General features: G+C 71.2%; 13 protein-coding genes and 1 pseudogene. 3 read left to right on the top strand and 11 right to left on the bottom strand.

All coding sequences use genetic code 11. From position 1 onward, the window contains the following. Positions 1-276: MspA family porin (locus ACKOQ4_RS08175; RefSeq protein ID WP_526290661.1), on the top strand; the 276-nt coding region annotated here is incomplete at its 5' end. A 30-nt stretch (positions 277-306) separates the two neighbouring features. Here the strand turns inward: ACKOQ4_RS08175 and dapC are convergent. The 10 genes from dapC to ACKOQ4_RS08225 all read right to left on the bottom strand — a co-directional run bounded on the left by dapC (position 307) and on the right by ACKOQ4_RS08225 (position 11,702). After that, positions 307-1,401 carry a succinyldiaminopimelate transaminase gene (gene dapC / locus ACKOQ4_RS08180; protein ID WP_526290663.1) on the bottom strand — a complete coding sequence of 365 codons (1,095 nt, stop codon included), beginning with the start codon at positions 1,399-1,401 and terminating at the stop codon, positions 307-309. A gap of 38 nt (positions 1,402-1,439) precedes the next feature. Then, the gene (gene fdxA / locus ACKOQ4_RS08185) at positions 1,440-1,763 is read right to left on the bottom strand and encodes a ferredoxin (protein ID WP_526290665.1); all 324 of its coding nucleotides are present in this window, start codon (positions 1,761-1,763) and stop codon (positions 1,440-1,442) included. Between the two features lie 98 nt (positions 1,764-1,861). Beyond that, the gene (locus tag ACKOQ4_RS08190) at positions 1,862-2,530 is read right to left on the bottom strand and encodes a hypothetical protein (RefSeq protein WP_526290667.1); all 669 of its coding nucleotides are present in this window, start codon (positions 2,528-2,530) and stop codon (positions 1,862-1,864) included. A 37-nt stretch (positions 2,531-2,567) separates the two neighbouring features. Then, the gene (locus tag ACKOQ4_RS08195) at positions 2,568-5,135 is read right to left on the bottom strand and encodes a bifunctional FO biosynthesis protein CofGH (protein ID WP_526290669.1); all 2,568 of its coding nucleotides are present in this window, start codon (positions 5,133-5,135) and stop codon (positions 2,568-2,570) included. A gap of 107 nt (positions 5,136-5,242) precedes the next feature. Further along, a complete protein-coding gene (locus ACKOQ4_RS08200; protein WP_526290671.1) occupies positions 5,243-6,091 on the bottom strand; it encodes a hypothetical protein in 849 nt (282 codons plus the stop codon). 85 nt (positions 6,092-6,176) lie between these two features. Next, positions 6,177-6,614, bottom strand: coding sequence for a hypothetical protein (locus tag ACKOQ4_RS08205; RefSeq protein WP_526290673.1), 438 nt, complete (start codon positions 6,612-6,614; stop codon positions 6,177-6,179). Continuing rightward, positions 6,614-7,477, bottom strand: a complete 864-nt coding sequence (mshB, locus tag ACKOQ4_RS08210) for an N-acetyl-1-D-myo-inositol-2-amino-2-deoxy-alpha-D-glucopyranoside deacetylase (protein ID WP_526290675.1) — start codon at positions 7,475-7,477, stop codon at positions 6,614-6,616. Before mshB ends, ACKOQ4_RS08205 begins: the two co-directional genes overlap by 1 nt. Before the next feature lie 21 nt (positions 7,478-7,498). Beyond that, a complete protein-coding gene (locus ACKOQ4_RS08215; protein WP_526290677.1) occupies positions 7,499-9,346 on the bottom strand; it encodes an ABC transporter family substrate-binding protein in 1,848 nt (615 codons plus the stop codon). A 29-nt stretch (positions 9,347-9,375) separates the two neighbouring features. Then, positions 9,376-11,277 carry a translational GTPase TypA gene (gene typA, locus ACKOQ4_RS08220; protein WP_526290679.1) on the bottom strand — a complete coding sequence of 634 codons (1,902 nt, stop codon included), beginning with the start codon at positions 11,275-11,277 and terminating at the stop codon, positions 9,376-9,378. A gap of 41 nt (positions 11,278-11,318) precedes the next feature. Then, positions 11,319-11,702, bottom strand: coding sequence for a (deoxy)nucleoside triphosphate pyrophosphohydrolase (locus ACKOQ4_RS08225; protein ID WP_526290681.1), 384 nt, complete (start codon positions 11,700-11,702; stop codon positions 11,319-11,321). A gap of 25 nt (positions 11,703-11,727) precedes the next feature. On the opposite strand from ACKOQ4_RS08225, the gene ACKOQ4_RS08230 reads away from it, so the two are divergent. After that, a complete protein-coding gene (locus tag ACKOQ4_RS08230; protein ID WP_526290683.1) occupies positions 11,728-12,015 on the top strand; it encodes a 4a-hydroxytetrahydrobiopterin dehydratase in 288 nt (95 codons plus the stop codon). Here the strand turns inward: ACKOQ4_RS08230 and ACKOQ4_RS08235 are convergent. Then, the gene (locus ACKOQ4_RS08235) at positions 11,957-13,195 is read right to left on the bottom strand and encodes a mannosyltransferase (protein WP_526290685.1); all 1,239 of its coding nucleotides are present in this window, start codon (positions 13,193-13,195) and stop codon (positions 11,957-11,959) included. The genes ACKOQ4_RS08230 and ACKOQ4_RS08235 overlap by 59 nt on opposite strands. Before the next feature lie 192 nt (positions 13,196-13,387). Here ACKOQ4_RS08235 and ACKOQ4_RS08240 point away from each other — a divergent pair. Beyond that, positions 13,388-13,718, top strand: a pseudogene (locus ACKOQ4_RS08240) (hypothetical protein); the annotation flags it as partial.

The following is a 13,718-nucleotide window of genomic DNA, read 5'->3' on the forward strand; positions in this document are numbered from 1 at the left end:
TCCCCGCTGGGCTTTGACCCGCTGGGTTCGGTGATCACCCCCAACCTGTTCCCGGGTGTGTCGATCACCTCCGATCTGGGCAACGGCCCGGGCATCCAGGAGGTCGCCACCTTCTCCGTCGACGTCGCCGGACCGGAGGGCACGGTGGCGGTGTCCAACGCCCACGGCACGGTCACCGGCGCGGCCGGCGGGGTGCTGCTGCGCCCGTTCGCCCGGCTGATCTCCAAAGCCGGCGACAGCGTCACCACCTACGGCGAACCCTGGAACATGAACTAGGCCGGCGCCGGTGCGGATCGCATCGAGGGCCTAAGCGCACCCCGCCAGTCGCGCGGCGGCGGCCTGCACGCGATCGTCGGTCGCGGTGATAGCGACCCGCACATGGCGGGCTCCGGAGGAGCCGTAGAAATCGCCGGGCGCGACCAGGATCCCGCGACGGGCGAGCCAGTCCACCGTCTCGCGGCACGGCTCGCCCCGCGTGGCCCATAGGTAGAGACCCGCCTCGGAGTGCTCGACGGTGAAGCCGGCCGAGCGGAACGCGGCCATCAGGATGTCGCGCCGGCGACGGTACCGATCCCGTTGCGCGGCTTCGTGTTCGTCGTCGTCGAGGGCGGCGGTCATCGCAGCCTGGACCGGACCCGGCACCATCATCCCGGCGTGCTTGCGGACCGCGAGCAGTTCGGCCACCACCGCCGCGTCACCGGCGACGAACCCGGCCCGGTAACCGGCCAGTGACGAACTCTTGGACAGCGAGTGCACCGCCAGCAACCCGCTGTGATCACCGCCGCTGACGTCCGGGTGCAACACCGAATGGGGCCGGGCCTGCCAGCCCAGCCCGAGGTAGCACTCGTCGGACACCACCAGGGTGCCGCGCTCGCGGGCCCACTCGACCACCTTGCGCAGATGGTCGGCGCCGAGCACCCGGCCGGTGGGGTTGCCCGGTGAGTTCAGGTAGATGACGGCCGGTGACCGCGGCCCCAGCTGGGTCAGCGAGTCCGCCGCGATCACCTGCGCGCCCGCCAGCCGGGCGCCGACCTCGTAGGTCGGATAGGCGAGTTCCGGGATCACCACCGAGTCATCCGCGCCGACCCCCAGCAGGGTGGGCAGCCAGGCGATGAGCTCCTTGCTGCCGATCACCGGCAGGACGGCGTCTTCGGCCAGGCCGGTCACGCCGTAGCGGCGGTGCAGGGCGGCGACCGCGGAGGCCCGCAGTCGGGGGGTGCCGGCGGTCATCGGGTAGCCGGGTACCGCCGAGGCGTCCGCCAGCGCGGCCCGGACGACCGGTGCGACGGGGTCGACAGGGGTGCCCACCGACAGGTCGACGATGCCGTCCGGGTGGGCGCGCGCGGTGGCCGCGGCCTCGGCCAGGGTGTCCCAGGGGAACACCGGAAGCGACGCCGACACCGGTGTCCGGCGCCGGGGGCTCAGCGGGCTGTGCGCCGTCAGTCCTCGCTCTTGGGCGGCAGATCCTTGACGACCTGCGGGTCGTTCTCACTCAGACCCACCTTCGAGGCACCGCCGGGCGAGCCGAGTTCGGCGAAGAAATCGGCGTTGATCTGGGTGTACTGCGACCATTGGTCGGGCACGTCGTCCTCGTAGTAGATCGCCTCCACCGGGCAGACCGGCTCACAGGCTCCGCAGTCCACGCACTCGTCGGGATGGATGTAGAGCATGCGGGCACCCTCGTAGATGCAGTCGACCGGGCATTCCTCGATGCAGGCCTTGTCCTTGATGTCGACGCACGCTTCGGTGATCACGTAGGTCACGAAGGTTCTCCTCCATCTGCTCTTCGTTGTCAGTCGGTCCGAGTCCGGGACAGGACCGCGAGGAGCCCTGACCGCGTTGCTGATACTAGGCGTTGCCGCTACCGGGCGGTTAACTGGTCACGCGCCGCGGCCGGCGACCCGGGATCAGGCAGGGCAAGCGCCATGCCGAGGGCGAAGAGGAACACGCCGAACAGCGCACCCCCGCCGAAGACCGCCAGCGGCCCGCCGGGGGCGATGAAGCTGCCGACGGGCCCGATGATCGTCAGCAACTCGACGGCCTGTTCGACGAGGAACACCGCGGCTATCAACGCCATCCAGCGCGGTAGCCGGCCCTCCCGGCCCGCCCATACCACCGGGCCGGCCAGCATGACGGCGGCGACGGTGAGCAGCGAGCCCCACATCGAGGCGATGTCGGCCAGCGCGCGGGCGGTACCCGGGTCCAGCGATCCCGGATGAAGGGCGAGCCCCGCGCTGAAACACGTCTGGATGCCGACCTGGGTTATCAGCACGGCGGCGCCGGCGGAGAAGATGTGACCGGCCGGTCCCTCGAGGCGGTCGCGCGCATATCCGATCACCACCACGGCAGCCAGCAGCGCGAGCGCGGTGAGCAGTGCCCGCAGCCTGATCATGCCGGCGTTCGCGGCGATGTGGTCGGCGAACTCCGAGCCGGAACGCTCGACGCCGGGCCCGAGCGGGACCACCACCACCGCCAAGACCGTCAGTACCGCGAACGCGGTGGCGGCCACCATCGGAACACGCCTGACCATAGGTGGCAAGTATGCCGCCTGCCGGTCGTGGGAGCAGTCAGGCCGCCCGCTTCTGGTAGGTCGTGGTGCGTTGCCGGGCCGGCCGGCCGATACCTTCGGCGATGGCGACGAGTTCCGCGACGGTCTTGGCCGAGCCGTGCTGCGAGCCGGCCATCCGGGAGATGGTCTCCTCCATCAGGGTTCCGCCCAGGTCGTTGGCTCCGCCGTTGAGCATGACCTGGCTGCGCTGCACGCCGAGCTTGACCCAGCTGGTCTGGATCTGAGAGATGCGTCCGTGCAACATGATCCGGGCCAGCGCGTGCACGGCGCGGTTGTCGCGATGAGTCGGACCCGGACGCGCGGCCCCGGCCAGATACAGCGGGGATGACTGGTGCACGAACGGTAGCGGGACGAACTCCGTGAAGCCGCCCGTGCGGTCCTGGATTCCGCGCAGCACGTTGAGGTGGGCCACCCAGTGCTCCGGCGAGTCGACGTGGCCGTACATCATGGTCGAACTGGACCTCAGCCCGACCTCGTGCGCAGTGGTGACGATTTCGACCCACAGCGCGGTGGGCAGCTTGCCCTTGGTGAGCACCCATCGCACGTCGTCGTCGAGAATCTCGGCTGCCGTTCCCGGGATGGTGTCCAGGCCGGCCTCGCGCAGACCGGTCAGCCAGTCCCGAATGCCGCTGCCGCTCTTGGTGACTCCGTTGGCGATCTCCATCGGGGAGAAGGCGTGCACATGCATGGCGGGCACCATGGCCTTGACCGCCCGCACCAGGTCCGCGTAGGCGGTGACCGGAAGATCCGGGTCGATCCCGCCCTGCATGCACACTTCGGTGGCCCCCGCCACGTGGGCTTCCCAGGCCCGCTGGGCCACCTCCCCGGTGGACAGCGAGAAGGCGTCGGCGTCACCCTTGCGCTGGGCGAAAGCGCAGAACCGGCAGCCGGTGTAGCAGATGTTGGTGAAGTTGATGTTGCGGTTGACCACAAAGGTGACGTCGTCGCCGACGGCATCTTTGCGCAGCGAATCGGCAAGCGCGGCAACGGCGTCCAGCGCAACCCCGTCGGCGCGGGCCAGCGCCAGGTAGTCGGCGTCGCTGCACCCGGCGGGGTCGCGTTCGGCCGAACGCAGCGCGGCTGCCACGTCGGTGTCGATGCGCTCGGGTGCCCGGGCCGCCAGTTCACCGACCCTGTCACGGACCGACTCCCAGTCGCCGAAGGCACTGCCCAGGTCGGAGCGGGTGACGGTGCGACGGCCCTCCTGGTCGATCGCGGTCGACAGGTCGGTGCGGCCCAGGGATACCGCGGCCTCGTCGGGCTCCTGCCAGGGGCGCCCGCATGGCCTGACGTCCCGGGCGAAACCGGTCCGGGGATCGGCAAGCGCCCGGACGTGCCCGGCCACCCGGGGGTCGATCCAGCCGGCTTCGGCCTGCACATACCTGGGCTGGGCGGTCAGGCGGGCCACCAGGTCGAAACCGGCCTGCGCGGTGACCGCGGCGAGTTCGTCGAGCGCGGGCCAGGGCCGCTCGGGGTTGACGTGGTCGGGGGTAAGCGGTGAGACCCCGCCCCAGTCGTCGACACCGGCGCCCAGCAGCGCCAGGCACTCGTCGCGCGACACCAGGTTCGGCGGCGCCTGGATACGCATGTCCGGGCCCAGCACCAGCCGGGCCACCGCGACGGTGGCCCGGAAATCGTCGAAGTCGGCATCCGGAGCGGCCGCCATCGCGGTGCGGTCCTTGGCCCGGAAGTTCTGCACGATCACTTCCTGGATATGGCCGAATTCCTTGTGTACCCGGCGGATCGCGTGCAGGGTGTCGGCCCGCTCGGCCGGCGTTTCGCCGATGCCGACCAGCAGGCCGGTGGTGAACGGCACCGACAGCCGGCCGGCGTCGGTCAGGGTGCGCAACCGCACCGCGGGGTCCTTGTCGGGACTGCCGTAGTGGGCCAGGCCGCGGGTCTCGAAAAGCCGCCGGGAGGTGGTCTCGAGCATCATCCCCATCGACGGCGCCACCGGCTTCAGTCGCGCCATCTCCGCCCAGCTCATCACGCCCGGGTTGAGGTGCGGCAGCAGGCCGGTCTCCTCCAGCACCCGGATCGCGGTCGCCCGCACGTAGTCAAGCGTCGAGTCGTAGCCGCGCTCGGCCAGCCACCGGCGGGCCTCCGGCCAGCGCGTCTCAGGCCGGTCACCGAGGGTGAACAGTGCCTCCTTGCAGCCCAGTTCGGCGCCGCGGCGGGCGATGCCGACGATCTCGTCGGCCTCGAGGTACATCCCGTGTCCCTGGGCGCGCAGTTGGCCGGGCACCGTCACGAAGGTGCAGTAGTGGCAGGTGTCGCGACACAGGCGCGTCACCGGGATGAACACCTTCGGCGAGTAGGACACCGGCAGCCGGCCGCGGGGACCGAGTCGTCCCGCCGAGGCGAGGCCGGCGTCGCGCACCCTGGCCGCGCTCGCGCAGAGGTCGTCCAGATCGCCACCCCGAGCAGACAACGCCAGGGCGGCCTCGTCGAGGTTGAGGGCTACGCCGTCGCGGGCGCGGCGCAGGACCCGGCGCAACGCCGCGGCCGGCGTGCCGCCTGACGGCCTACCCGGGGTCCCACCCGATGTTGTCCCACCCGATGTCATAGCCGTAACTCCCGGTCTTCAGGCCAGGGGTTCGACATGGCACCACAGTAGTACCGGCCTCCGAGCACCCGGGCATCCCGCGTACCAGGGCCATCGGCTTTCCGGGGTCAGCGCGCGGTCCCGGACCGCACGCTGTTCGCCGCGCGCGCCTTTGCGGCGTTGCGCGCGCCCTTCCCGGGCATCCGGCGGACCGCCCTGCCCGACGGCGCCGACGCGAGATCACCGGCCGGCGCCGTCACGGCAGCCGGGGCGGGCGCCGGGTTCCGTAGCCGCCCGAGACCACGGGCCGCAACGGTCCGGGCCACCTTCTCCCGGATCACCGGCCGGGCCACCTTCTCCGGTGCGGGCGCGGGAACGGTCGCCAGTGCCCGGGTGGCCGGACCGGCGGGGCGGTCGGCGGCCTTGGCCGCGCCCGCCAGGACCTGGCGCGTTCGGGGGGGAAGCGGCGGGAAGAAGCTCGCGATCCAACTGGCCTCGCCCCGGACCAGGTTGTCGACCCCGGTCCGCACGCCGTTGGCCAGTGTCGGCCCGATGAGGTCGAACTCGCCGTCGATGAGGTAGGCCAGGCTGTACACCGAGGCCTGGGTGATGGGTTGGATGGCGTTGTAGGCGATGTTCATCTGCGGGGCGGCCAGGCCGATCGGCCACGGCAGCCAACTGACCGCCCAGGCGCCGAGTTCCACGCTGTACTGCACCCACGGCTCGATCGCGTTGTAGGCGTTGATGATCCCTTCGCCGGCCGACCCGGCCGGCCCGGTGGGGAACGGGCCCGCGGCCGGCTTGGTCGGACGAACGCCGGCCGCCGGCTGGGGCAGCGCGGCCACCACGGCGCTGAGGTGTATCGCGGGGGCGGCCAGCGCCGGCAGGGGCCGAGCCGGGGCCGGAGACGCCAACGCGGCGGCCGCGACCATGCCGGCGGCAAGGCCGACGGACAAGCAGGAACGAACGGACTCCATTGCGCACTCCCGGTTAGCTGTCAGTGCTCCCACTGTAGGCGTTCGACGGGGTTGGCCGCGCGAGGCGCCGCGGTAGCCGGGTAGCTCAGGGCATCCGACGCAGCACCGCGGCGGCCGGCAGCGCCCCCAGCACCACCATGATCAGCGCCGAGTAGCGCATGACGCCCCGGCCGCCGAAAACGAGGTCACTGCCCGGGCCGCCGAGGGTCAGCACCGCCACGGTGGCGAACCAGGTCCACAGCGGAAGGGCGGCAAGCCTTTTCGACCGGGTCCAGTAGCCGGCCGCCCACACCAGCGCGGCATTGGCCAACCCACTGAGGGCAGCGCTCACCGGTATCGGCACCGGTCCCAGGTGCAGCGGCAGGTAGAGCGCGCCGGCAAGAGCGGAGAACACGCCGTCGAGGGCGAGCACCGCCAGCACCGCGCGGGCCCGCGGCGAATCCGCCCCCGGGCCCGGATCCGTGGGCGCCTCCGCCGCGCTGCCCTTGCGGCCGGTCAGGACCCCGCTGCTCTTGCGGCGCATCAGGACAGCGTCAGACCCGAGAGGAGATCGCTCTCGCGACCGTCCTCGCCGGTCAGACCGGGTTCGCCCGACACCAGCACGTAGTGCTCCCGGGCCAGCACCGGGAAGGCGATCTTGTTGGACAACGTGAACGCCCGGCCGGTCGGCCCGAGGACCATCTGGGTGGCATGAGCGCCGATCGCCGCGGCCTTGGCGGCGAGATGCTCCGGTGCGTCGATGGTCGCGGTGATCCGGTCCTCGTCGAAGCCGAACGATCCGTCGGGCTCCAGCCGGATCCAGTCCTCCTGGACATCCTCATCGGCCAGCGCCGCTATCCCCTCACGGAATGCCTTGTTCGACAACACCGTCCAGTAGAACTTCGGCACCGCCCACCGGTCGGCCGCCGCATCCACCGCCGCGGTCGTGATCCGGTGCGCCTGGATATGGTCGGGATGTCCGTAGCCGCCGTCGGGGTCGTAGGTGACCACGACATGGGGGCGCAGTTCGGCGATGACGTCGGTGAGCTGTCCCACCGCGTGCTCGAAGTCGGCGTCGGCGAAGCGGGTCCGGCTCCGCGCCGGGGTGCCGGCCATGCCGGAGTCGCGCCAGCATCCGGCTCCGCCGAGGAATCGCGGGCCGGGCAGGCCGAGGTGGCGCAGGGCGTCGGTGAGCTCGCCGATGCGGTAGCCGCCGAGCTGGTCGGCGTGGCCGACGCCCAGATGCGCCCAGTGGTCGCCGATGACCTCGCCCTCCTCGCCGAGCGTGCAGGTGAGCACGGTGACCTCGGCGCCTGCGGCGGCGTAGCGCGCGATGGTGACGCCGTTGTTGATCGTCTCGTCGTCGGGATGGGCGTGTACGAACAACATCCGCGGGACAGCGGCCATGAACCCTCCTTCGTCCTTGCCTCAGGGCGAGGTCTTTACCCAGCTGCCGGCGTCTCCGACGATGCCGATCGGCACCGCGCCGGTGAGGCTGACGTTCCGGACGCTGGGGCCTGCGGCGACGATTGTGGTGTCCTGCATGATCGGCAGTACCGCGGCCATCGCCCACAGCCGCGGCTCGACGGCTGCGATGGCTTCGTTGATACCGAGCGTGCCGGCCAGCGCGCCGTCGATCGCGGACTGGATCCCCCGGTCGCAGATGCCGGTCAGGTTTGACGGTGCGCGCACCAGCGGCTCGGGTTGACGCGTCGGGCCGGCCGGCGGCTGCTCGGTCCCGCTCGGTGTGGCCGGCGCGGACGGTGCGCCCTCGGCGATCGGGGTCGACTCCAGTGCCGGGCAGCCGTACCGCGACGCCAGTGTCGTGGCCAGGTCGCCACCGGCGGCATGCCAGCCGACGATCGCGTCGACCCGGTTCTTGACCAGTGCCTGGCCGTAGAGCACCGGCGGATCCAGAGCCAGCACCGTCGCGGCGATGCCGACGCTGCGCAACTGGTCGGCGGCGGTGTTGGCGACCGCCACCGACGTCGGGTCGTTGGCCGCCGCGCCGATCACCAACGTCAGCGTCTGGCCGTCGCGGCTGATCCGCCCCCGGGTCGACGCCGACTGGGTGGTCCCGCCGGCGCCGTCGGGCGGCGGTGGGACCGGCGACTCCGGCGCGGAGCGGTCCACCTGGAAACCGGCCTGGGCGAACAGCTGCAGGGCACGCTCCCGGCCCAGCGGCGGGGGCGCCGTGGGGACATAGCCGGGATCGCTCGGTGCGCGCACCAGCGCCTGGTCCAGCGTGATCGAGTTGTCGCTGCCGGCGCCCACCGCGGCGAGCAGTTCGACGTCGAGCAGTCCCAGAATCGCTTTGCGCACAACGGGATCGGACAGCTTCGGCTCCTGCGCGCGCAGCATCAACTGCATCACCCGGGGGGTGACCAGCCGTGCCGTACGCACGTCCGGGATGGCCGAGAGCTGAGCGAAGGCGGCCGCCCCCCCGTGCACCTGGGCCACCTGGGTGTCTCCGTTGCGGATCGAGTCGGCCAGCGCGGCGGTGGCCCCGGCACGGCGGAACAGGATCTGATCCGGCTTGGCCGGGGTCCCCCAGAACCGGTCGTTGCGCGCCAGCAGGATCTCGTCGCGCTGCGGGTCGATGGTGTCCACCCGGAACTGCCCACCGGTCACCGGCAGGGCCCGGGTGAGACCGGCCGGGAATCCGCCGGGAACGTCCTTGACCAGATGGGCCGGCAGCAGGTCGTTGAACAGTTCGCGCCAGGCCGGATAGGGCTGGGAGAAGGTCACCACCGCGGTCTTGCCGCCCTCCAACGACTGCACCGCGGTTATCAGGTCGTAGCCGGCCGGGTCCACCACGCCGGGCTGGCTGACCATCTGGCGCCACAGGTACCAGAAGTCGTCCGCGGCGATCGGCGCGTTGTCGGTCCAGGCCGCCTCGGGCCGGATCTTGTAGGTGATGGTGAAGGGGGCGGTGGCGGTCACCCGAGCCGAGACCAGAAGGTTGGGATCCATCTCCCAGCGCGACCCGGTCGGCGACGCCGGATCGGGCACCGGCCGGAACGAACTGGGCAGCACCAGCGCGCTGATGGCGGCGTTGACCGGCGACTGGTCGGAGAGCAGGTGCGGATTGAAACCGGCGCCGATCGAGTCGATCGCCATGATGACCTGGGCGGCCTTGGGGGCCGGTGCCGAGGACTGGGACGGCTCGGTGCTCTGCGGCGCCGGCGGCGGGTTCACCGTGCAGGCGCCGGTCAGGACCACCGACAGGATGCCCGCGGCGGTCCGCAGCCTGCGTGGTCTCCTCGGCACGCCCACAGCGTATCGGCCGGTGGGCCCGGTGCCGGTCAGCTGCGCAGCGCCTTGGCCCGCGACCGGTTGCGGGCCCGGCTGGTGGCGTCAAGCTCGACCTTGCGGACCCGCACGATCTCCGGTGTCACCTCGACACACTCGTCGACGGCGCAGAACTCCATCGCCTGTTCGAGGTCGAGCTCGATGGGCTTGGCCAGGGTTTCCATCACGTCGGCGGTCGAGGAGCGCATGTTGGTCAGCTTCTTCTCCCGGGTGACGTTGACGTCGAGGTCCTCGGCGCGCGGGTTGATCCCGACGACCATGCCCTCGTAGGTCTCCTGGCCGGGCTCGACGAAGAAGCTGCCGCGGTCGGCGAGCTGGATCATCGCGTAGGCGGTCACCGCTCCGGACCGGTCGCTGACCAGCGAGCCGGTGTGCCGGGCGCGGATCTCCCCCGCCCACGGCCGGTAGCCGTCGAACACCGCGTTGGCGATCCCGGTGCCGCGGGTCTCGGTCAGGAAGTCGGTGCGGAAACCGATCAGCCCGCGGCTGGGAACGATGAAGTCCATCCGGACCCAGCCGGCGGCGTGGTTGGTCATCTCCTCCATCCGGCCCTTGCGCGCCGCCATCAGCTGGGTGATGGCGCCGACGAACTCCTCCGGTGCGTCGATGGTCAGCGCCTCGAACGGCTCGTGCAGCTTGCCGTCGACGGTCTTGGTGACCACCTGGGGCTTGCCGACGGTCAGTTCGAAGCCCTCCCGGCGCATCTGCTCGACGAGCACGGCCAGCGCCAGCTCGCCGCGCCCCTGCACCTCCCAGGCGTCGGGCCGGTCGATGTCGACGACCCGGATCGAGACGTTGCCCACCAGTTCGGAGTCGAGCCGGGAGCGGACCATCCGGGCGGTTAGCTTGTGCCCGGAGACCTTGCCGGCCAGCGGCGAGGTGTTGGTGCCGATGGTCACCGAGATGGCCGGCTCGTCGACGGTGATGCGCGGCAGGGCGTGCGCGTGGTCGGGGTCGGCCAGGGTGTCGCCGATCATGATGTCGGGCAGACCCGCGACGGCGACGATGTCACCGGCGACGGCCTCGTCGGTCGGGTTCCGTTCGACACCGACCGTGGCCAGCAGCTCGCTGATCCGGGCGTTCGTGATGACCGGCGAGCCGTCCACCTCGCGCATCCAGGCGACCTGCTGGCCCTTGCGGAGTTTGCCGTTGTAGATCCGGATCAACGCCAGCCGGCCCAGGAACGCCGACGCGTCGAGGTTGGTGACCAGCGCCTGCAGCGGCGCCTCCGGGTTGCCCTTGGGCGGCGGAATGTGTTGCAGCAGAACGTCGAACAGTGGGTCGAGGTTCTCCCCGGCCGGGATCTCGCCGTCGGCGGGCTGCTCGGTGCTGGCCACCCCCGCGCGGCCTGAGGCGAACAGGGTGGGCAGGCCCAGCGCGTGCTCGGCGGCCTGCTGGGCCTCGTCGTCGAGGTCGGATGCGACGTCGAGAAGCAGGTCGTGGCTGGCGTGGACGACTTCGTCGATACGGGCGTCGGGCCGGTCGGTCTTGTTGACCACCAGGATCACCGGCAGGTGCGCGGCCAGGGCCTTGCGCAGCACGAAGCGGGTCTGCGGCAGTGGGCCCTCCGAGGCGTCGACGAGCAGCAGCACCCCGTCGACCATGGACAGCCCGCGTTCGACCTCGCCGCCGAAGTCGGCGTGCCCGGGCGTGTCGATGACGTTGATGACGGTGACCCGGCCGTCGGGGTGGTGACGATGCACCGCGGTGTTCTTGGCCAGGATCGTGATGCCCTTCTCCCGCTCCAGGTCACCGGAGTCCATGATCCGCTCGGTGGTGTCGTCGCCGCGGTGGCTCAGCGCTCCGGACTGCCGCAGCATCGCGTCGACCAGGGTGGTCTTGCCGTGGTCGACGTGCGCGACGATGGCGACATTGCGGAACTCGGGGGCAGTCACGGCGGTGATTGTCGCAGTGCGGGCACCGGTTCGCGAAAACGTCAGCCGCCGAGCAGGCACCGCAGCGCCGGCAACCAGGCCCGGTCCGCCGGGACCCAGCCCAGATCGGCGAGGTCGGCGGAGGTGACCCACCTCAGCGCTCCGTGGTCGTGCGGGTGCAGCGCACCGCCGGTCTGCACCACCCGGTAGGCGCGCAGTATCAGGGCGCCGCCGAGGGCGACGTCGGCGCCGACACGTTCGCCCACCGACACTTCCACGCCGAGTTCCTCGCGCAACTCGCGGACCAGTGCCTCGGCCTCGGTCTCCCCGTCGGCCACCTTGCCCCCCGGCAGCTCCCACAGGCCGGCCAGCTCCGGCGGCCGCCGGCGCTGGGCCACCAGCAGAGCCGAGTCACAGATCAAGGCTCCGGCAACGACGACCTGCATGCCAGCAGACGGTATACCGTGGGTTATGGCCCGGTTAAACGATCACGACGTGGACGTCGCCACAGCGTCACTGAACGGCTGGCATCGGCTCAATGGCGCCCTGCGGCGTTCGGTGACTTTCGGTTCCTTCCTCGGCGGGATCGAGGCGGTGCGGCAGGTGGCCGAGCTCGCCGAACGTGCCGATCACCATCCCGACATCGACATCCGTTGGCGGACAGTCACTTTCGTACTGGTGACTCACTCCGAAGGCGGTATCACCGATAAAGACGTTGAGCTGGCACGGGAGATAGACGCGCTTCTTCCCGCCCAGTAGCCGCGATCCAGCCCAGCGTGAGCAGCGTGGCGATGATGTAGACCAGCCCCGCCCACGCCAGATACCAGGGCCGGCCGACCTGCCAGATCGTCGGCTGGGCGAAGCTGAGCAGCCACGGCACGCCGACCCCGGTGAGCACCAGCCATCCGCAGCCCAACTCCCGCGCGCCGGGGCGGTCGCGCCAGGGCCCGTCGAACAGCCAGATCATCAGCGGCACCACCCAGATCCAGTGGTGGGTCCAGGAGATGGGCGACATCAGCAGGCCGAAGAACTCGACCACCAGCAGCGAGCCCAGCCGGTCGCGGCCGCCCGCCGCTGCCGCGGCCAGGGCCCGCCAGGCCAGGACGGCCAGAACCCCGGTCACCGCGATCCCGGCCAGCACCACCGGTCCGTATCCGGCGTCGTAGCCGAGAACGCGGGAGACCCCGCCGCGCCAGGACTGGTTGAACGAGGTCCCGATCGGACCCACCCGGCTCGCGTCGCCCAGCAGGTCGGTGAAGTAGTAGCGGGCCTGCTGCCCGATCACCGCGTAGGACAGGGCGACCGTGGCCGCGAAGACCAACAGTGCGAACCCGGCCGCGGACCACCGCCGCATGCCGGCGAGGTAGACCCCCGCGATGGCCGGGGTGAGCTTGATCCCGGCGGCCACTCCGACCAGCAGGCCCGACACCCACCAACGGGTGCTGTAGGCGGCCCACAGCACCGCCAGCACCAGAAACACGTTGATCTGGCCGTAGTCGAAGGTGCTGCGCAGCGGCTCGGTCCAGATCGTGACGGCGGTCCACAGCATCGCGGTGGGCCGGCCGGCGCCGGCCGGCATGCCGAGCAGCCGCTGACTGACCCGGACCACCGCGTAGAGCGCCGCGATGATGCCCAGTTGCCAGCCCAGCGCCACCACCGCAAACGGCAGCTTGCTCAGCGGGTAGAACACCAGGGCGGCGAACGGCGGATAGGTGAACGGCAGCGGGAAGTCCGGAGTCTGGTCGGCGTAGACATAGGAGTAGAGCGTTCCCGGGTCGTCCAGGGCGGCCGCCCCGCCCAGGTAGACGTGCAGGTCGACGAAGTTCGCGCCGTTGGGCACCAGATAGGTCCACGCCAACCGGGCCGCGACGCTGACGGCCAGCAGCACCGGCGCGACCCTGGCCAGCCGGCCGGCGATCCCGGCCGTCGCGGTGTCCATCCCGCGACTCTAACGACGCCGCACTTCGGCGCGCTGGCATGCGCCCAGCGGTCGGATTCGCGCCGAACCGCGTCGGTCACCGATGACCATCGCTCCCGTAACGGTTGCATAAATGCCACACGTGTCACTTGAGCAACTCCAGTATCTGGCTACCTTCGGGATCAAGACCTGCGATCAAGGGAGTGGTTTCACATGTCACGTTTCGCAAAGCTGTTCGCCGCCAATGCGATTGCCGCCGCCGGACTCGGCTCGGCCGCCATCGCCCTCAGTCCCGCCGCGGCCGCCGACCCGGTGATCCCGCCCGCGGTCCCCGGCATCCCGGCGCTGAGCATGATTCAGCAGTTCGCCACCAACCCGGCGAGCGTGGGAGCCGTGCTTCAGACCGCGGCCACCGCGCTCAACGGCGCCTCCGAGCTCGTCGGGGCACCGGCGCCCAACACCCTGCCGGTCTCGCCGATCCAGGTCGCCCCCGGCGTGCTGCCCGCACCGGCAGCGCCGGTGGTCCCGGCCGCGCCGGCCGTCC

It is taken from the genome of Mycobacterium sp., assembly GCF_046095365.1.
GTDB lineage: Bacteria > Actinomycetota > Actinomycetes > Mycobacteriales > Mycobacteriaceae > Mycobacterium.